Annotated in this window: 16 protein-coding genes; 7 read left to right on the top strand and 9 right to left on the bottom strand. The window is 50.9% G+C overall.

Features of this window, described 5'->3' with window-relative positions; translation table 11 throughout:
* Positions 1 to 131: 131 nt before the first annotated feature.
* The gene (locus C5610_RS01090) at positions 132 to 1,325 is read right to left on the bottom strand and encodes a GGDEF domain-containing protein (RefSeq protein ID WP_105305489.1); all 1,194 of its coding nucleotides are present in this window, start codon (positions 1,323 to 1,325) and stop codon (positions 132 to 134) included.
* 129 nt (positions 1,326 to 1,454) lie between these two features.
* A complete protein-coding gene (locus tag C5610_RS01085) occupies positions 1,455 to 1,838 on the bottom strand; it encodes a hypothetical protein (RefSeq protein ID WP_105305488.1) in 384 nt (127 codons plus the stop codon).
* Between the two features lie 183 nt (positions 1,839 to 2,021).
* Here C5610_RS01085 and greB point away from each other — a divergent pair, with 183 nt between their 5' ends.
* Positions 2,022 to 2,501, top strand: a complete 480-nt coding sequence (greB, locus tag C5610_RS01080; protein WP_105305487.1) for a transcription elongation factor GreB — start codon at positions 2,022 to 2,024, stop codon at positions 2,499 to 2,501.
* A gap of 63 nt (positions 2,502 to 2,564) precedes the next feature.
* Positions 2,565 to 4,901, top strand: coding sequence for a Tex family protein (locus tag C5610_RS01075; RefSeq protein ID WP_105305486.1), 2,337 nt, complete (start codon positions 2,565 to 2,567; stop codon positions 4,899 to 4,901).
* Positions 4,902 to 4,910: 9 nt separating this feature from the next.
* Here the strand turns inward: C5610_RS01075 and C5610_RS01070 are convergent, their stop codons facing one another.
* From C5610_RS01070 to C5610_RS01060, 3 genes are all read right to left on the bottom strand, one after another.
* Positions 4,911 to 5,771 carry a putative metalloprotease CJM1_0395 family protein gene (locus C5610_RS01070; protein ID WP_105305485.1) on the bottom strand — a complete coding sequence of 287 codons (861 nt, stop codon included), beginning with the start codon at positions 5,769 to 5,771 and terminating at the stop codon, positions 4,911 to 4,913.
* Positions 5,772 to 5,802: 31 nt separating this feature from the next.
* Positions 5,803 to 6,114, bottom strand: coding sequence for a flagellar basal body rod C-terminal domain-containing protein (locus C5610_RS01065; protein WP_105305484.1), 312 nt, complete (start codon positions 6,112 to 6,114; stop codon positions 5,803 to 5,805).
* Between the two features lie 87 nt (positions 6,115 to 6,201).
* On the bottom strand, positions 6,202 to 7,335 hold the full coding sequence (locus C5610_RS01060) for a fatty acid desaturase (protein ID WP_105305483.1): 1,134 nt from the start codon (positions 7,333 to 7,335) through the stop codon (positions 6,202 to 6,204).
* 249 nt (positions 7,336 to 7,584) lie between these two features.
* Here C5610_RS01060 and fabR point away from each other — a divergent pair, with 249 nt between their 5' ends.
* Both fabR and C5610_RS01050 read left to right on the top strand, forming a co-directional pair.
* The gene (gene fabR / locus C5610_RS01055; RefSeq protein WP_241970568.1) at positions 7,585 to 8,139 is read left to right on the top strand and encodes an HTH-type transcriptional repressor FabR; all 555 of its coding nucleotides are present in this window, start codon (positions 7,585 to 7,587) and stop codon (positions 8,137 to 8,139) included.
* A gap of 47 nt (positions 8,140 to 8,186) precedes the next feature.
* On the top strand, positions 8,187 to 10,214 hold the full coding sequence (locus C5610_RS01050) for an alpha/beta hydrolase family protein (RefSeq protein WP_105305481.1): 2,028 nt from the start codon (positions 8,187 to 8,189) through the stop codon (positions 10,212 to 10,214).
* 54 nt (positions 10,215 to 10,268) lie between these two features.
* Here C5610_RS01050 and C5610_RS01045 read toward each other — a convergent pair whose 3' ends face one another.
* The 3 genes from C5610_RS01045 to pckA form a co-directional block, all read right to left on the bottom strand.
* Positions 10,269 to 11,468, bottom strand: coding sequence for an ABC transporter permease (locus C5610_RS01045; protein ID WP_105305480.1), 1,200 nt, complete (start codon positions 11,466 to 11,468; stop codon positions 10,269 to 10,271).
* Entirely contained in the window at positions 11,465 to 12,397 is a 933-nt protein-coding gene (locus tag C5610_RS01040; protein ID WP_105305479.1) for an ABC transporter ATP-binding protein, read from the bottom strand. Before C5610_RS01040 ends, C5610_RS01045 begins: the two co-directional genes overlap by 4 nt.
* A 116-nt stretch (positions 12,398 to 12,513) precedes the next feature.
* Positions 12,514 to 14,115 (bottom strand): phosphoenolpyruvate carboxykinase (ATP), encoded by a 1,602-nt coding sequence (gene pckA, locus C5610_RS01035; protein WP_105305478.1) that lies wholly within the window; start codon positions 14,113 to 14,115, stop codon positions 12,514 to 12,516.
* A 203-nt stretch (positions 14,116 to 14,318) separates the two neighbouring features.
* Here pckA and C5610_RS01030 point away from each other — a divergent pair, with 203 nt between their 5' ends.
* Positions 14,319 to 15,635 carry a sodium-dependent transporter gene (locus tag C5610_RS01030; protein WP_105305477.1) on the top strand — a complete coding sequence of 439 codons (1,317 nt, stop codon included), beginning with the start codon at positions 14,319 to 14,321 and terminating at the stop codon, positions 15,633 to 15,635.
* Between the two features lie 113 nt (positions 15,636 to 15,748).
* Here the strand turns inward: C5610_RS01030 and coaD are convergent, their stop codons facing one another.
* Positions 15,749 to 16,237, bottom strand: a complete 489-nt coding sequence (gene coaD, locus C5610_RS01025) for a pantetheine-phosphate adenylyltransferase (protein WP_105305476.1) — start codon at positions 16,235 to 16,237, stop codon at positions 15,749 to 15,751.
* 149 nt (positions 16,238 to 16,386) lie between these two features.
* Here coaD and C5610_RS01020 point away from each other — a divergent pair, with 149 nt between their 5' ends.
* Both C5610_RS01020 and tdh read left to right on the top strand, forming a co-directional pair.
* A complete protein-coding gene (locus tag C5610_RS01020) occupies positions 16,387 to 17,577 on the top strand; it encodes a glycine C-acetyltransferase (protein ID WP_105305475.1) in 1,191 nt (396 codons plus the stop codon).
* 20 nt (positions 17,578 to 17,597) lie between these two features.
* On the top strand, positions 17,598 to 18,623 hold the full coding sequence (gene tdh / locus C5610_RS01015) for an L-threonine 3-dehydrogenase (RefSeq protein WP_105307661.1): 1,026 nt from the start codon (positions 17,598 to 17,600) through the stop codon (positions 18,621 to 18,623).
* Positions 18,624 to 18,627 lie beyond the last annotated feature (4 nt).

Here is an 18,627-nt window from a genome sequence, read left to right as displayed (position 1 = left end):
TAAACTTAATTAATGATATCACCGCTTCCAATCGTGTGCCATTGCAATGTTTTGGTAACCCAATTGCACTAAGTATGGTTCAGATACAGCTAAGACGTGAAAAAAATGCACTCAATGGCAATTAATGTGGCTTAAGTTGATTCACCACACATGACGACCTGATTTCTGCCATCCCGTTTGCCGACGTAAAGCAGGTTATCAGCGTGCGCTATCAGGTCATCGAGATCATCTTCAGGGGTAGCAATTGCAACACCGATGGTGACACTCAGTTGTACCCCGGCAAGTTCACCGGATAACGCAATTGCCGCAACGTTTTGCTTCAAGCGCTCGGCGACGGCATAGGCGTCATCGGGCAGCGTATGTGGAAGCCCCACCACAAACTCCTCGCCGCCAAAACGGCCGATGATATCCGATGGTCGCAACGACTGCTGACAAACCGATGCAATGGTGCTGAGAATAAGATCCCCGCGAGTGTGGCCCCACGTGTCATTAATGCGCTTAAAGTGATCAACGTCTATCATAAAAAAGCAAAACGGTGTTTGCTCCAGGCGCGAGCGCTGCAATAACGCCTTAGCCCGTTTCATAAAATGTCTGCGACTGTCAACACCGGTCAGATCGTCATGCTCGGCGACCATCCGTAACTGCGCCTCCAGTGATTTTCGGTGTTTAATTTCGCTCAGCAATACGCGGTTTTGGCTCCGCTCTTCATTCAATAGCAGATATTGCTTACGTTGCAGTCTCTCTAGCCGCCGCAATGCTGAATACCCAACAATGTTGCTCATGATCAGTAACAGTCCCAAACGGACCACATCGCCCGCTGAAATGCCTGCGTAGATATAGGCGGCAACCAAAAAGCCACTACTCAAAAAGAGGCTCGCCAGAGCGGCGATGGTGAGTAGGTTGGGTATCAACAGATAGAACGCCATAATGGCGACCACAATAGCGGTGATTTGGGTGGGCAAACTTTCGGGGCGCAACGGCACAATCAGAATAATGCCGGCGGCCAGTATCCACAGCGGTAATGCGTGCAACCACGACGTACTGGCATAGCCGCCGCGGCGGCCGATGATGAAAGCCAACAGCAGACAGGCACCAACCACAGTGATGCGCATGCTTAGCAACCAATAATAGTCGGTGGTTGTGCCCAGCAAGTTATAGTCGGTGATGCCAAACATGGCAAACACGACGGAAACCAGCAACAGCGCAAGGCGTGAATCCGATCGAACGCCTGGTTCAATAGCCTCCCGATACTCTATCTCTTTGCTCTGATCGCGAAACTGCCCTGTCAACCAGTGTATGCCGTATTGTTTTTGTTGTGACAACACTCTGTCCTGTGTAGGTGGTAACTTTAGTAAATCTAGCAGCGATTGATTTTGCTCCTTTTTTCACCACTTTGCAGTAGTTTTTTAAACGCTTCCTTCAAATGACACTGAAAGTACGTATAAGCTATCCCTTTAGGTATTGTTTTCCCGCCGCCTGCTTAATCGGGTTATTAATAACCCAACCCCAAACACCCCGAATAACACCAACAACTGATAAAATGGCATCACAGCGTATATGAGTGCAGCTTGGCCGTCTCCACCTTCATAGGTATGCGCACTGTAATAAAGGCTAATCACAATCAAACCCATGGCAATACCGCAAATTGGGATAACACGAGAAAACAAACATTCCTTACTTTTTGCTAGCAAACTAAGGAGCAACAATACGGTAGGCATGATCACCCACCCATCGAATGTACTGAACTCAATGTCATGCAGCCAACGTCTAAAAGAGCCAGCCAACCACAGTTGAATTGCTCCCTCGATGCAGATAAGTAAAAATAAAAGTTTTTTCACAGCTTACCCCTATCGACGACAATTCTTATAGATTCAACTAGCATAGTTATTGGCAGCACCAATTCATATATAACATGCGTATAACAATTGCACGCTATCAGATTCGTTTCACAAGCATTCCTTTCAAAACGAGAACCCAGTAAAATCGGCTCATCACTCAACGCCGGTAAAACCCTTCAGCGTATGAAAACCAATTTAATCACCCGCTCGGGTTACGAGCGGTTACAACAAGAGCTGCAACACCTTTGGCGGGTGGAGCGTCGCGAAACCGTAGAGAAGGTGTCCTGGGCGGCGAGCCTTGGCGACCGCTCAGAGAACGCGGACTACAAATACAATAAGCAGAAATTGCGTAAAATTGACAGCCGCATCCGTTACTTAACCAAACGTATCGAACAGGTGAAGGTTGTGGACTACTCACCACAACAGGATGGCAAAGTATTTTTCGGTGCCTGGGTGGAAATTGAGGATGAAGACGGCCATGTTCGCGCGTTTCAGATTGTCGGCCCCGATGAAATTTATGATCGCAAAAATGCGGTGTCAATTGATTCACCGATGGCACGTGCGCTGCTTAAAAAACAAGTCGATGACGAAGCCGAGGTTCACACACCGCAAGGCACTAAGGTCTGGTTAATTAATAAGATAAGTTACCAACAGCCCGCGTAGCCAATTCGTGATAGTATTCGTCCCCATTATTTGTCGTAACGTTTTAAAACCAAGAGATGTCCTATGAGCCAGATACCGCAAATACTTGCTAATGAACTGAAGGTGGATCAGCGCCAGATCGCAGCCGTTATCCAGTTGCTGGATGAAGGCTCAACGGTGCCATTTATCGCCCGTTACCGAAAAGAGGTGACGGGTGGACTAGACGATACCCAGTTGCGTCAGTTGCATCAGCGCCTGAACTACCTGCGCGAGCTGGACGACCGCCGCCAGGTCATCCTCAAGTCAATTGACGAGCAAGGTAAACTGACCGACGAGCTGGCTCAGCGCATCAAGGCCGCCGACTCAAAAACCGAGCTTGAAGACTTATACCTGCCCTATAAGCCTAAACGCCGTACCAAAGGCCAAATCGCTATCGAAGCCGGTATTGAACCGCTGGCCGACCTGCTTTGGAATGATCCCACGCAACAGCCGGAACAGGCCGCGGCAGATTATATTGACGCTGACAAAGGCTTTGCCGACAGCAAAACGGTACTGGACGGCGCCCGCGCTATTTTAATGGAGCGTTTTGCCGAGCAAGCTGAACTGTTGAAGCGGCTACGCTCGCACTTGTGGCAGACGGCTCATTTAACCAGTACCGTTGCGCCGGGCAAAGAAAAGGAAGGCGCTAAATTCCGCGATTATTTCGAGTTTTCTGAGCTGTTCAAAACCATTCCGTCGCATCGCACTCTGGCGTTGTTACGGGGACGTAACGAAGGCTTCCTGCAATTATCAATGGACGCCGATCCCGGTAAGGACGACAAAACCGCCGGCTCACACTGCGAAGTCATTATTGCGGATTTCCTGAACTTTGAACATCAGGGGCGTGCTGCGGACGACTGGCTACGACAGGTGATTCAATGGACCTGGCGAGTAAAACTGTCGTTGCACATGGAAACCGAATTGATGGCTAAAGTGCGGGAGCGCGCTGAAGAAGCCGCCATTCAAGTGTTTGCCAGTAACTTAAAAGATCTACTGATGGCGGCACCGGCCGGCGCCAAAGCCACCATGGGTTTAGATCCGGGTGTTCGCACCGGGGTTAAAGTTGCGGTGGTGGACGAAACCGGCAAGGTGCTTGCTACTAATACGGTATTCCCGTTCCAGCCGCAGAATCAAATGGATAAGGCCATGCGAACACTGGCGACGTTGTGTAAACAGTACAAAGTGGAACTGATCAGCATTGGTAACGGCACCCACTCACGTGAAACCGACAAAATGGTTGGTGACATGCTCAAGCAGCACAGTGAGATCAAAGCAAGTAAGGTGATTGTAAACGAAGCCGGTGCCTCCGTTTACTCCGCTTCTGAACAGGCGGCGTTGGAATTTCCGGACATGGACGTATCCCTGCGTGGGGCGGTATCAATTGCCCGGCGCTTACAGGATCCGCTGGCGGAGCTGGTTAAAATTGAACCTAAGTCCATCGGTGTTGGCCAATACCAGCACGACGTCAGTCAGTCGCAACTGGCTCAGAGCCTCGATGCAGTGGTTGAGGATTGTGTGAACGCTGTTGGGGTAGATGCGAACATGGCGTCAGCGGCGTTGTTGCAGCGCGTATCCGGTCTATCAAAAACATTGGCCAAGAACATTGTCGGCTTCCGTGACAATAACGGCGCTTTTGCCAACCGCAAACAGTTGTTGGAGGTGCCGCGGATGGGACCCAAAGCCTTTGAACAGGCGGCGGGCTTCCTCCGCATCAACAAGGGTGAGCAGCCGCTCGATGCCTCTGCGGTTCACCCGGAAGCGTACACGGTGGTGGAGCGTATCGCCGCCGCAAATAATGTGCCGGTACAAGAACTGATAGGCAACCAGTCATTGATCAAAGGGCTCAATGCGGCGGACTATACCGATGAGCGTTTTGGGTTACCGACAGTAACCGATATCCTCGCCGAACTGGAAAAGCCGGGGCGAGATCCACGTCCTGAATTCAAAACAGCGAATTTTAAAGACGGTGTGGATAAAGTCAGCGATCTGAAGCCAGGTATGACGCTCGAAGGCGTCGTAACCAATGTCGCCAACTTCGGCGCGTTCGTCGATATCGGCGTGCATCAGGACGGTTTAGTGCATATCTCGGCGTTGTCGAACAAGTTCGTCAGTGATCCACGCGAAGTCGTTAAAGCCGGTCAAATTGTTAAGGTGAAAGTGGTTGAAGTGGATCTCGAACGCAATCGTATCGGACTGACCATGCGCCTTGACGATGAAATCGCCGCATCGTCCGCCAGCGCCAAACCGACAGCCAAAAAAGGCAGTGGCAAAGCGGGTGGTAAATCCAGTGGTACGGGTAAAGCCAAGTCACGCCCGCAACCGGCTAATTCGGCAATGGGTAATGCCCTGGCGGATGCCTTTGCAAAGGCTAAGAAGGGATAATAATCCGGTTTAGGCGGTCGCGCTAAAGCCCGTTTCTGACGGGCTCACGCGGCGGCTATAAAAATCAGCAATCAGCGTACCGCGTTCAGCAGCGGAAAGCGTTTTTCGCTGTGTTCCGGCAAGCTCACCAGCACTGCCGACGGAAGAACTGTCGTTACCCTCACCTTCGAGCGATTTGCGCACGGGACCCTGAATACGACTGCCGTCCCCGGCATCATTAGGGCCTTGCGACGATTTAGTCTCTTCCCCATCAGTAGCTTCTGCCGCCTTAGAGGCACCCGGAGCGTTGCTTTTAGCCAGTTCGGCACGGGCTTCCGCTGCCTTTACCGAGGCTTCTGCAGCAATCGAGCGGTCAGCAGAAGAGGGTTCCGCCGGGGCCAATGCCGCACGCCGAACCACCTGCATTTTCTGGATGGTTGCCTGGGGATCGCCGGGAACGACGCTGACGTCGATTTGTACTTCACCGCCCACGGCATAGGATTTACCATCCGGGCCACGTTCATATTCATAGCTGGGACTACCGGCATACTGACCACCCACAGCGGCGTGAGCCTGCTCGTGCGTGCGCACTTCCGCATCACGGTTTTTTAGTTCCCGGATTTCCTCTTGGATTTCACGCTGTTCTTCGGGAGTACGCTCGGATTCACGCTTATCTTCCGCTTTGCGACCGTCGGCTTTGGTGGACTCAGAAACGCTCTGTTGCTCTTTTTTGCCGTCTGTCTTACGCGCTTGTTTATCGGTTGATGTGCCAGTCTGGGGGGAGGATGCAGGCTCTTTAATGGCTGCACGTTGCTGGTTTTCACGGCCAACAGCATCCGACGCCGGCATCGGTGCCGGAGGAATCGTCGGAAGTGCGGTTGTGATATTCATGGCCGTTACATACGCGAGTTTATCTTGAGCCTTACGCGCTGGTATCGATTAACGTACCGAGTACTTCATCGGCCGTTTCGACGGTGCGGGTATTGGCTTCGAAATTAGTCTCGCCTTGCTGTAAAGACACCAGTCCGTCAGTGGCGTTATTTGCGCTTACCGACTGACTGGTTTCGCTGGCCGACTCCGTAGCAGCGTTAACGCCGCTTGACTGTGCATTGCTTTGTTGTTGCACATCATTACGTGCACCCGCATTTGCAATTTCTGCACTGGCTTCGTTAACTTGCTGGCTGGCTCGTTGCAAGCCTTGCAGGCCTGCGTTCATTGCACCATTGATTTCCATAGCTGCCTCCAATGACTGCGGCAAAATGTTGCCACCAGTATTGTATAAAAAGCAGGCAAATGCAAGCCAGCGTCAGCGTTCTTTACGTTAAGCGTGCTGCTTAATCTGTGACACCAGTTCTTTCCAGTGACGGCGCTGTTGCTCTAACGACGCTTTAAGCTCGTCGACCTGGGCTTTCAGTGCATCCATGTTCACTTGCTCGCGCAAGTGTTTGGCTTTACTGTCCAACAGCTTTTTTCGCGCCTGGTAGTATTGACGTAACTGAACCGCCATATCGTCATAATGCTGTTGGGCCATTTCGAGCAACGTATGCGGTGCAGACTTCGCTTTCTTCTGTAACCGCTGTAACTGCATCTGCAGACGCGCTTTTTCGACCTGATAACCTGAGCTGCGCTTAAGGTTAGAGGCTAATCCTACCCAGGATAATGCGCGAATCAGCCACTTGGTTGGATCAAACTGATACCAGCGAATGCCGTTACGGTAGTCGGCCGAGAAAATGTGATGGTAGTTGTGGTAGCCTTCACCAAAGGTCAGGAACGCCAGTACGCCGTTGTCACGCGCGGTATTTTTATCGGTATAAGGTTGCTTGCCCCAAACATGCGCCAACGAATTGATGAAAAACGTGGTGTGATGATTAAGTACCAGACGTAACACACCAACCACCAACAGTGCAGCCCACACATCGCCCACCATCAGACCCACCAGAATTGGCCAGCCGAAGTTGGTCAATAATGTCAGCGCCAGATAGTGACGATGCTGCCACATAACGATGGGATCTTTCTGCAAATCCTTAACATTGTCGTAATCCGAATAACGACTGGCCTGATACTCACGTAACATCCAGCCAATGTGCGAATACCAGAAGCCACGTTTTGCCGAATAAGGGTCTTTATCATTATCGTCGACGTGGGTGTGGTGAACGCGGTGATCCGACGACCAGTGCAAGGCACTGTTCTGTAACGCCAGTGCACCACCGATAGCAAACAGAAAACGCACGACGGGATTGGCATCATAAGTTTTGTGCGACCACAGACGGTGGTAGCCGGCGGTAATGGAAATGCCTGCAAAACAAATTGTACCGAGCATAATCCACCATAATGCACTATCAATACCAACAAGATAGCCATACAGCGGCACGCCGACGGCAGCAATCACGAAGGTTGATAAAAAGACAATGGTGTTAAGCCAGATAATTGGGGGTTTGGTATTTAATTCGGTCATTCAAATTCTTGCCATGTAACTGCGAGTAAAACGGTGCAAACCAAAATAGCGTACACGTGTTCGCTGAATTTACGGGTTTTTGCTTCAGAATACAAGCAATAATTGTGTAAAATCCTGTGATACTATGACCGTTTAATGGGCAAAACGTTTACTCAAACATAAAGTGAGAGCACAGTGGCAAAGCAAGCGACGAACGGTATCAGAGCGCAACAAAAAGAAAAAACCCGGCGAGCTTTAATTGATGCGGCGATGAATCAGCTCAGCGCCGAGACCGGCTTTTCCAGCCTAAGCCTGCGTGAAGTGGCCCGCGAAGCAAATATTGCCCCAACCTCGTTTTATCGTCATTTTCGTAATATGGACGAACTGGGATTAACCCTCGTCGACGAGTGTGGTCTGACGCTCAGACAACTACTGCGGCAGGCCCGCCAGCGTATCGAAAAAGGCGGTTCCATCATCCGCGTTTCGATAGAAACCTTTATGCAATACGTTGCCAGTAACACCGCCATCTTTCGGTTATTACTGCAGGAGCGCACCGGTTGCTCAAGGGAGTTTCGCAGTGCCGTGGAGCGTGAGCTTGAACATTTTAAGGCGGAACTGGAAGAATATCTGGTGATGGAACAGGGCTTTACCCACGAGCTGGCGTCACTGCAATCCGATGCCATTGTAAAAATCGTATTTAGCGCAGGCGCTGACTGTTTTGACGTCAGCGACGACGAACGCCGCCAGATCACCGAGGCGACCATTCAGCAAGTGCGTCTGGTCGCACGTGGCGCCGAAGCAACGCGCCGGCTTGCACAGACATAAGACCGTTTTACAATCAACAGAAAATCACAATAAACCAGGAGAATCCGATGTTATTCAGAACCCTTGGCACAGTCAGTTTACTGACCCTTGCGGTGACCGGACAAGCTCGCGAAATGACGCTGATGGAAACGGTAACAGCTCAGTCTGTTGCCAGCGTCGATTTATCGCCAAATGGCCAGTATACCGCGGTGTTAAAATACATCCCGCGTACGCCGTATAAAGACGACGACGGTAGCGGTTTTACCGAGCTCGTATTAATCGACGCGCAAGGTAACGAAACCGTCTATTTTAATCGCGACGATGAGTTCTCGCAGGTGTCCTTTGGTCCAAACAGTGAATACCTGTATTTCACCGCTAAGCGCGACGATGACAAATACAACGAACTGTACCGCCTGCCGATTAACGGTGGCGCGGTACAGTCATTTTATGAGTTTGAAGGTCATATCGGCGCTTATGACATCAGTGATGATGGTCAGTCTCTGATTTTTACGTCACGCGGTAAACCGGATGCGGATGAACAGAAGCTGGCTAAGAAAGGCTTTAAAGCTGAGGTTTACGAAGAAGACCTTGATTACACGCATTTGTATCACGTTGACCTAAGCGCCGAACAAAAACAGGCGACTCAGGTATCGGCGGACGACCAACATATTTTGTCGGCTGAGTTCCACCCCGACAACACCCACATCCTGGTGCGTACTGCGCCAACGCCGCTGATCGATGATAACTACATGAGCAGCCAATATCAGCTCATCAATAAAGCCGGCGAACTGCAACAAGCGTTCGAAACTGCCGGCAAGCTAGGACAAGCAAGCTTCTCTCCGGACGGCCGTTATCTGGCGATGATCTCGGCGGCCAATTACAACGACCCGTCGGCGGGTACCCTGCTCGTCTGGGACTCGCAAACGGAAGAGTTGCGCAACGTCTTACCCGATTACCAAGGCTCTATCCGTGATTTCGCTTGGCGTACCGACCAGGAACTGGTTTGGTTAGGTCATCGTGGTACCGAATCCGAAGTACAGGCACTGACGTTAAAGTTCCTCGAAAACCGTATGCTGGTGGAGCCAGGCGAAGCGATTTTCACCAGTCTTGACGGTGAATCCGGAATTGGACAAATTGCGTTGCGCGGTAACCGCCCCGAACATCCAAACGAAGCCTTCCTGCTGGACGACAGCGGCTTAGAGCGGTTAACGGTTTCCAATCCGTGGCTGGATGAAATCACCATGCCGCGTCAGGAAAGCATCACCTACGAAGCTCGTGACGGTTTGCAATTGGAAGGCATTCTGGTTTATCCAACGGACTATCAGGAAGGCCAAAGCTATCCTACCGTAATGGTCATCCATGGCGGTCCTGAGTCACATTACAGCAATGGTTGGCTGGATCGCTATTCCGCACCGGTTAAACACGCTGCTGCCAACGGCTATGCGTTGTTCTTCCCGAATTATCGGGGCAGCACTGGTCGCGGCGTAGAGTTCTCAATGCTGAGCCAAAACGATTATGCCGGTAAAGAGTTCGACGATATCGTTGACGCCAAACAACACCTGGTAGAAATGGGCATCACAGACCCTGAGCGTGTCGGTATCACCGGCGGTTCTTACGGTGGTTATGCCTCAGCCTGGGGCGCAACCAAACAAACTGAGCATTTTGCGGCCAGTGTCATGTTTGTCGGTATCAGCGATAACATCTCTAAGTTCGGCACGACGGACATCGCCAAAGAGATGCACGCCGTTCACGCTCGTAGCTACCCGTGGGAAAAGTGGCAGTGGTACTTAGAACGCAGTCCTATTTACTATGCTGAGCAGGCTCGTACGCCGATCTTAATCATGCACGGTAAAGAAGATACCCGTGTTCATCCGTCACAGTCGATGGAACTCTACCGCTACCTGAAAACTCACGGTAATGTGCCGGTACGACTGGTTCTTTATCCGGGCGAAGGCCACGGGAACCGGAAAATGGCAGCGCAGCTGGATTACGGTATGCGGATGATGCGCTGGATGGACACCTTCCTGGTAGAAAAAGCGGAAACCAAACCTCCGTTTGAGCTACCACATGTTGAGCATATGCAAGCAGACGACTAATGCTGCGAATACAAAAAGGCCGGCTCACAAGCCGGCCTTTTTTAATGGCAGTTGTTACCCCTTAATGGCATTCCAGATGTCTTTCCAACTGGGTTCTTTGCCGTAGAACTGAATACCCATCGCAAACAACCGGCCGGCTACGTTGCGCATCCAAATCACGAACACCACCAGCAGCGCCAGACTAAGCAACTGTTGCCACCAGGTGACGTCAGTTTGTAACAACCGCACCGGCATCATCACAAACGACGAGATGGGTAAAATGCTCATCACCTGAGCCAATCCACCGTCTGGATTATCGATGATGCTAAACGACAGAAATACCGGCAGTAAAGGCAACAGCATCACCGAGCTGCGTGACGAGTGATTGGGGTCATCGATGGTGGCCGAAAAACCGGCCAACATCGCATTGATCAACACCAGTCCCAGCAACACGAACACGACCGATAACACAGCACCGTAGTAGCGGTCGAAGCTGACACTGCTGTCGCCGCCACTGAACATCGAGGCCACCAGTCCAATACCGGTAAAAAATAAGCCCAGGAACACCATCGACTTGATGCTGTGCAAGGTAATACCAAGAATTTTACCGTCCATCCACTGTGTTGGCGATATGATGGTTAACAGCTGCTCAGTAACCCGTTGCTGTTTTTCTGCGGTAATCGACATCATCATCAAACCAAAGCCAGTGAAAACACCCACCGTAATCGCCACCGTGACCAGCATTGGCAAAGCTTCACTAAAACCACCTTCATCCTCGTCTTGTGCACTGACCTCGGTACTTTGCACCGTTGTCGTGATTGCCGGTGGTTCATTGATGACCTGCCGCTGTTGGTCGCTCAACGTTAGCTGTTTGATGCGCTGCTGTTGCAGTTGTTGCTCCAACGCCTTAACCAAGCCATCTTGCCAGTCGTCTTTCTCCCGTACTACCAGCTCAGCTTCTAACGACGGTGAAATGACCACCAGCACATCCAAATCGTCCGGTAATTGCTGTTGCCATTGCTGCACTTCCATCGACCCTGCAGCACGCAACGGCACGTCGTCCGGTGCCTCGAAACGCCAGCTTTGCTCGGCTTTGTTTTGGTAAAAAATCGCGCCCTGATGTTGCTCGGAGAACACTTCCGTGATGACGCCCCAACCGGCACTGACCAGAAAGATAATCGCCAGCAACGCAATCGAGATAAGTTCCTGTTTCCATTTAAAGAAACGTTTAAATTCCCACCAAGCGATGGTCTTCAATTGTTGCGAACGGTTCATGCGGCATCTCCCTGTGCTTGTGAGCGTCCGATGGTGTCCAGATACAGTTCGTGCAATCCGGGTTTGCGCAATGCAAATGACTCAATCGCACAACGTTCGGCTAACCGAGGCCATAACATGGATGCGTCAACATCGGCTCCAAGCGTGAGTTCCAGCTCATTTTTGTCGATCGGGTGGAGGCGCTCGATTTCGCTAAAATCTGACCAGACACTCTGTGCCGCAATGGCATCACAGTGCACACGATAGAGTCGTTGCGGCTGCAATGTCGCGCGAATTTCTTCCAGAGATCCCTGCGCCAGGGCTTTACCATGAGACATCAGTAACATTTTATCCGCCAAACGCTCGACCAGCGCCATCTGGTGGGCGCTCAACAACACGGTTTTACCTTGTTCTTTCAAATCGCTCAGCACCTTTAGCACGTGCTCCTGATTAACCGGATCAAGGCCGGAAAAAGGTTCATCAAGAATCACCAGGTCGGGATCGTGCAACAAAGTAGAAATTAACTGCACTTTTTGCTGATTACCTTTCGACAACTGCCGCATTGGCTCTTGTTTGCGATCGGTCAGATCAAAATGTGCCAACCACTTGTCAATGCGCGGTAAATACACACTCTGCTCGAGTCCTCGTAGCCTTGCTACGTATGACAGGTTATCGAGAATCGAACGATCCTGATAGAGACCGCGGTCTTCAGGGAGGTAAGCAAAATGCTGTGGACGCAGCTGAATATCGGCACCCCCCAGGTCTGTTATCTGAATCCGGCCACTGTCAGGTTGTGTTAAACCGACCAGCATCCGAACCAAGGAAGATTTACCGGCACCATTTGGCCCGAGTAAGGCGTAAATTTGCCCAGAACGCACATCCAAAGATATTGCGTCGACGGCTGTCACTGTCTTGTAACGTTTCGTTACCGTATCTATTGTTATATTCATGTTGCCAGACTGTTATGAGATCTGACGCTATGATAGCGAACGAAAAAGGCCTGTAACAGATGGTTACAGGCCTTTTATTGTTTCAAAATGTGACGTCAATAACGATAAGTTTGACGTTAAAGCTTAGGACCCGCGTCAACCAACGCTTTACCGTTATCGGTATCGGTAAACTTCTCGAAGTTAGCAACGAAACGTTTCGCCAGATCGCGCGCACGCAGATCCCACTCTTCCTTATCGTCATAAGTATTACGAGGATCCAGAATGTCGCTGTCTTCAACACCGGTTAATGCGGTTGGCATCGCCAGGTTAAAGTACGGCAGCTGAACAAACTCGGCGTCTTCAATCGAACCATCCAAAATGGCGTCAATGATCGCACGCGTCGCTTTAATCGAAATGCGCTTACCGGTACCGTTCCAGCCGGTGTTCACCAAATAAGCTTCCGCGCCAGCGGCTTCCATACGCTTGACCAATACTTCAGCGTACTGGGTTGGATGCAAACTCAAGAAGGCCGCCCCAAAACAACTGGAGAATGTTGGTGTGGGCTCGGTTACGCCACGTTCGGTACCTGCGAGTTTCGCCGTGAAACCGGACAGGAAGTGGTACTGGGCCTGTTCTTTTGTCAACTTAGAAACTGGTGGTAACACCCCAAAAGCATCCGCGGTTAAGAAGATAACTTTTTTCGCGTGGCCTGCTTTGGAAACCGGCTTAACAATATTGTCGATGTGATAAATCGGGTAAGACACGCGAGTATTTTCTGTCTTCGAGTTATCATCAAAATCGACCGAACCGTCTTCGCGTACGGTGACGTTTTCAAGCAATGCGTCACGGCGGATGGCATTATAAATATCCGGCTCCGCTTCTTTCGACAGGTTAATGGTCTTCGCGTAACAACCACCCTCGAAGTTAAACACGCCATCGTCATCCCAACCGTGCTCGTCGTCACCAATCAACGCCCGTTTAGGATCCGTAGACAGCGTCGTTTTACCGGTGCCTGACAAGCCAAAGAAAATTGCTACATCGCCGTCTTTGCCGACGTTTGCTGAGCAGTGCATTGACGCAATACCTTGCAGTGGCAGGAAGTAGTTCATCATCGAGAACATACCCTTTTTCATTTCCCCGCCGTACCAGGTACCGCCAATTAACTGAATCTTTTCCGTTAAGTTAAAGGCGACAAAGTTTTCCGAGTTCAGACCCTGCTCTTGCCAGTTTGGGTTGATGCATTTAGCACCATTCATTACCACAAAGTCCGGCTCGAACGTTTCCAGTTCTTCTGCGCTCGGGCGGATAAACATGTTTTTTACGAAGTGAGCCTGCCATGCGACTTCGGTAATGAAACGAACGGCCAAACGAGTATCCTCGTTAGCACCGCAATAGGTATCGACAACAAACAAACGTTTGTTGGAAAGCTGTTCGGTAACAAGACCTTTTAGGCTTGACCAGGTTTCTTCCGACATCGGTTTGTTATCGTTTTTGCCTTGATCTGACCACCACACCGTATCGCGAGTGGTGTCATCACGCACAATGTACTTATCTTTTGGTGAGCGACCGGTGAAAATTCCGGTATCAACAGCAACAGCGCCCAAATCGGTCACGGTTCCTTTCTCAAACCCATGTAAGTCGTCACGAGTTTCTTCGGCAAATAACACATCGTAAGACGGGTTGTGGACAATTTCCTGGACGTTATTGATGCCATAGCGGCTCAAATCCAAATTTGGCATGACGTAAGGCTCCTGAGAATACGGTCTTTGCGTTAACGTTAACTTACTAGTGCGCGCAGCCATCCTGGTAGCGCTGATCTTGATTAAAATTCGGACGCGAATGTTACCGTTTATTGGCTAAAAAAGATAGGGCAAAATTCTCTCAGTTCGTTAGAATGCGCGCTCTGTCTTTTAATTTTTATACAAGTAGTAAGTGAGCAAGTATGCGCGAATCCTTCCACACCCGACTTGGCTTTATCCTAGCGGCCGCCGGCTCTGCAGTAGGTCTTGGAAACATTTGGGGCTTTCCTACTCAAGTGGCCAATCACGGGGGAGGCGCGTTCTTATTGGTCTACCTCATCGTCATTTTCATACTGGCCATACCAGCGTTGTATAGCGAAATGTTAATCGGCCATCATGGCCGCGCCAACCCGGTTCGGTCACTCGCCAAGCTCAGTGAAGGCCGTGCACAACCCGTTGGCGCCACCATGGGCTTTTTGAATGTTATCGGCTCGTGCCTGATGCTCAGCTTTTACCATATCGTGGCGGGCTGGATGGTTGTACATGCGTTGGGCTACGTGGCCGGCTGGCTCGGGCTGGCGGCCGTTGCCGAGTTTTTAATGAACAGCTCGTTAACGCGTGACCTTATTTTTACCGCACTGTTTTTGTGCACCACCGGCTGGGTGGTATTGCAAGGCATCGAAAACGGCATCGAACGCTGGTCGAAACGGTTGATGCCAACCTTGGTGTTACTGCTGGTGGGTTTGATCATCTACATGGGCACCCTGGCCGGCGCCAGTGACGGCTTCACCGTTTATCTGGTACCGGATTTTTCTCAACTGAGCGATCCATCGATTTACCTGGCTGCCATGGGGCAAGCGTTTTTCTCGCTGTCGATCGGCTTAGGCGGCATGATGATTTACGGTTCCTACTTGCTGCCGGGCGCCAAACTGGGGAAACTCAGTCTGTCCGTGGCGGGCCTTGATACCCTCATCGCATTTCTCGCTGGCTTACTGATCATTCCTGCGCTGTATGCCGGTATCGAGCTTGGCGTCACCGTCACCAACGGCGATGAACTGATCGGTGAAGGTCAGCTTATTTTCGCCGTCTTACCACAGCTATTTGCCAGCATGGGTGCAGTTGGTCCATTTGTCGGCTTTGCATTCTTCACCCTGCTCAGCATCGCGGCGCTCACCTCGACCATCGCTCAGGCAGAAGTGCCAGTTTCGTACCTGATTGAAGAAAAAAACCTGAACCGTAAAAAAGCCACGTTGCTGGCACTGGCAACCATCGCCGTATTAGCCTTCAGTCTAGTGATCTTTTTTGAGCCTCTGTTCGGTTGGGTAGTGACAGCAGTAACCCAGTTCCAGTTACCGATTTCGGGCATCTTCTATCTGCTCGTGGTCGGCTGGCTATGGCGAAAAAGTAACCACTTACACACCATCGCGCAGGGCAGCTTCTGGCTGACCGCTTTGCGCTGGCATTTGCGCTATATCTGTCCTGTGTTGATGACGTTGGTGTTTATAAATACGGCTTTTTAGCGTCTATCGGCGCTGGCTGTTAGTGGCTTCGCCACGGCTGTTTGCCGACTCGCTTCGGGTGTCGGCGGCTCTTGAGCGCAAAAAGCCATGGCGAAGCCACAAATAGCTTGCTGTTAACTGCGGTTGGCAAATTTCTGCTTTAAAGCATCGGCGACGCGATTGTCGACAAAGCCGGTGACATCGCCGCCATGCAGCGCGACTTCTTTCACCAGAGTGGAGGAAATAAATGAGTTTTCTTCCGCCGGAGTGAGAAACACACTTTCCAAATCCGGAAACAATCGGCGGTTCATGTTGGCCAGTTGAAACTCGTATTCAAAATCCGATACCGCACGCAGGCCGCGCACCAGAACCGTGGCTTCCTGTTCTTTGGCAAAGTTAACCAGCAAGCCGGAAAAGCCGACAACGGATACGTTATCCAAGGTCTCAGTTACTTGTTGCGCCAGAATCACTCGCTCCTGCAACGAAAACAGTGGTTTTTTACTCGGGTTTTCGGCAATACCGACCACCACATGCCGAAACAGCTTTGCCGCACGCTCGATCAAGTCATAATGCCCATTTGTAATTGGATCGAAGGTTCCCGGATAAATGGCTTTACTGTGCATGGTTGCCTCGTGTCACGTAATTTTCGCTAAAGAGTACACCTTATTGAACGGCTGACTCAAACGCTAATTCAAAATTAAGGGTGCGAACACACCATAACATCAGTAAAATAGAGCATAAATTTGCCACTATCGGACGATATGGAGCATCCATGAATTCAGCATTTTATCAGCAGTTAAGCGAACAGCTCGAAGCCACCCGCAACGAGGGACTGTATAAGAAAGAACGTATCATTACCTCTGATCAAAGTTCAGAGATTACCGTTAACGGACAGCAAGTATTGAACTTCTGTGCCAACAACTATCTGGGTCTGGCCAATCACCCGGATCTCATTGCAGCCGCTAAGAAAGGTCTGGATGAGCACGGTTTTGGTACCGCGTCAGTACGATTCATCTGCGGTACGCAGGATATTCATAAAGAACTCGAACAGAAACTGAGTCACTTCCTGGGCACTGAAGACACCATCCTTTACTCATCTTGCTTCGACGCTAACGGCGGTTTGTTTGAAACGCTAATGGGACCTGAAGACGCCATTATCAGTGACGAATTAAACCACGCCAGCATCATCGACGGTATCCGCCTCAGCAAAGCTAAGCGTTATCGCTACAAAAATAACGACCTGGCCAGCCTTGAAGAACAGTTAAAGCAGGCCGACGCTGATGGCGCACGATTTAAGTTGATCGCGACTGACGGCGTATTCTCTATGGATGGCGTTATCGCCGACCTTAAAGGCATTTGCGACCTCGCCGACAAGTACGACGCGCTGGTGATGATGGACGACTGCCACGCAACCGGTTTCTTAGGTGAAAACGGCAAAGGAACTCACGAATATTGCGACGTCATTGGTCGCGTTGACATTATTACCGGTACTCTGGGTAAGGCATTGGGTGGCGCGTCTGGTGGTTACACGTCCGGCAAGAAGGAAGTCATCGACTGGTTACGCCAACGTTCACGCCCTTACTTGTTCTCGAACTCGGTTGCGCCGGCTATCGTACAAGCGTCTATCAAAGTTTTGGATATGCTCGCGGACGGTCACGAGTTACGCAGTAAACTGTGGGACAATGCTCGTTATTTCCGTGAGCAAATGACCGCTGCGGGCTTTACCTTAAGCGGCGCTGATCACGCCATTATCCCAGTGATGATCGGTGATGCGCGACTGGCTTCTGAAATGGCGGACCGGTTGTTGGAAGAAGGCATTTACGTGATCGGTTTCTCCTTCCCGGTAGTACCTAAAGGCAAGGCCCGTATCCGTACCCAGATGTCTGCTGCACACACACGTGCACAGCTGGATCGCACCATTGAAGCCTTTACACGTATCGGTAAGGACCTCGGCATTATTTAATGCCGGGCCAAGGAGAAGTTATGAAAGCGTTAGCGAAGCTGCACGATAAACCCGGCATCTGGATGACCGACGTTGATAAACCGGAATACGGTTACAACGACATCCTGATTAAAATTAAGAAAACCGCGATTTGCGGTACCGACGTGCACATCTATAAGTGGGATGAGTGGTCACAGAAGACCATTCCGGTGCCGATGGTCGTTGGCCACGAATACGTTGGCGAAGTAGCAGCCATGGGTGAAGGCGTGCGTGGTTTTGAAATTGGCGACCGCGTCTCCGGTGAAGGTCATATTACCTGCGGCCATTGCCGTAACTGCCGTGCCGGCCGCCGCCACTTATGTCGCAATACCTACGGCGTAGGTGTAAATCGTCCCGGCGCATTTGCTGAGTACCTGGTGATTCCGGCTGATAATGCCTTTAAACTGCCTGACGATGTCAGCGATGACATGGCCGCCATCATGGACCCCTTCGGGAACGCCGTGCACACTGCGTTGGCGTTTGACCTGGTGGGTGAGGACGTGCTGATTACCGGTGCTGGTCCTATCGGTATCATGGCGGCAGCTGTCGCTCGTCACGTTGGCGCACGCCATGTCGTCATCACCGACGTTAATGAGTTTCGTCTGGACCTTGCCCGTAAAATGGGCGTTACCCGAGCGGTTAATGTGGCTGAGCAAAAGCTCACCGACGTGATGGACGAACTGGGCATGAAAGAAGGTTTCGATGTCGGGCTGGAAATGTCAGGGGTACCGTCGGCGTTTTCACAAATGTTGGCGACCATGAACCACGGCGGCAAAATTGCCATGTTGGGTATACCGCCGGAGAATGTCGCCATTGACTGGAACCAGGTTATTTTTAAAGGCTTGGTGATCAAAGGCATTTACGGACGCGAAATGTTTGAGACCTGGTATAAAATGGCGAGCCTGCTACAGTCAGGTTTAGATATTTCACCGATTTTGACACACCAGATGCACGTCGATGACTATGAACAAGGCTTCGAAACCATGATCAGCGGGCATTCCGGCAAAGTGATTTTAAACTGGGATTAAGCGA

This window comes from Idiomarina sp. OT37-5b, assembly GCF_002968395.1.
Classification (GTDB): Bacteria; Pseudomonadota; Gammaproteobacteria; order Enterobacterales; family Alteromonadaceae; genus Idiomarina; species Idiomarina aquatica.
Note: the sequence above shows the minus strand (reverse complement) of the source record. Positions and strands in the feature narration are given on the sequence as shown.

What these genes read in the sequence shown, in the direction of transcription:
- greB (WP_105305487.1), top strand. Translation starts at nt 2,022, where the DNA reads ATGAAAACCAATTTAATCACCCGCTCGGGTTACGAGCGGTTACAACAA.
- C5610_RS01075 (WP_105305486.1), top strand. Translation starts at nt 2,565, where the DNA reads ATGAGCCAGATACCGCAAATACTTGCTAATGAACTGAAGGTGGATCAG.
- C5610_RS01070 (WP_105305485.1), bottom strand. Translation starts at nt 5,771, where the DNA reads ATGAATATCACAACCGCACTTCCGACGATTCCTCCGGCACCGATGCCG.
- C5610_RS01065 (WP_105305484.1), bottom strand. Translation starts at nt 6,114, where the DNA reads ATGGAAATCAATGGTGCAATGAACGCAGGCCTGCAAGGCTTGCAACGA.
- C5610_RS01060 (WP_105305483.1), bottom strand. Translation starts at nt 7,335, where the DNA reads ATGACCGAATTAAATACCAAACCCCCAATTATCTGGCTTAACACCATT.
- fabR (WP_241970568.1), top strand. Translation starts at nt 7,585, where the DNA reads ATGAATCAGCTCAGCGCCGAGACCGGCTTTTCCAGCCTAAGCCTGCGT.
- C5610_RS01050 (WP_105305481.1), top strand. Translation starts at nt 8,187, where the DNA reads ATGTTATTCAGAACCCTTGGCACAGTCAGTTTACTGACCCTTGCGGTG.
- C5610_RS01045 (WP_105305480.1), bottom strand. Translation starts at nt 11,468, where the DNA reads ATGAACCGTTCGCAACAATTGAAGACCATCGCTTGGTGGGAATTTAAA.
- C5610_RS01040 (WP_105305479.1), bottom strand. Translation starts at nt 12,397, where the DNA reads ATGAATATAACAATAGATACGGTAACGAAACGTTACAAGACAGTGACA.
- pckA (WP_105305478.1), bottom strand. Translation starts at nt 14,115, where the DNA reads ATGCCAAATTTGGATTTGAGCCGCTATGGCATCAATAACGTCCAGGAA.
- C5610_RS01030 (WP_105305477.1), top strand. Translation starts at nt 14,319, where the DNA reads ATGCGCGAATCCTTCCACACCCGACTTGGCTTTATCCTAGCGGCCGCC.
- coaD (WP_105305476.1), bottom strand. Translation starts at nt 16,237, where the DNA reads ATGCACAGTAAAGCCATTTATCCGGGAACCTTCGATCCAATTACAAAT.
- C5610_RS01020 (WP_105305475.1), top strand. Translation starts at nt 16,387, where the DNA reads ATGAATTCAGCATTTTATCAGCAGTTAAGCGAACAGCTCGAAGCCACC.
- tdh (WP_105307661.1), top strand. Translation starts at nt 17,598, where the DNA reads ATGAAAGCGTTAGCGAAGCTGCACGATAAACCCGGCATCTGGATGACC.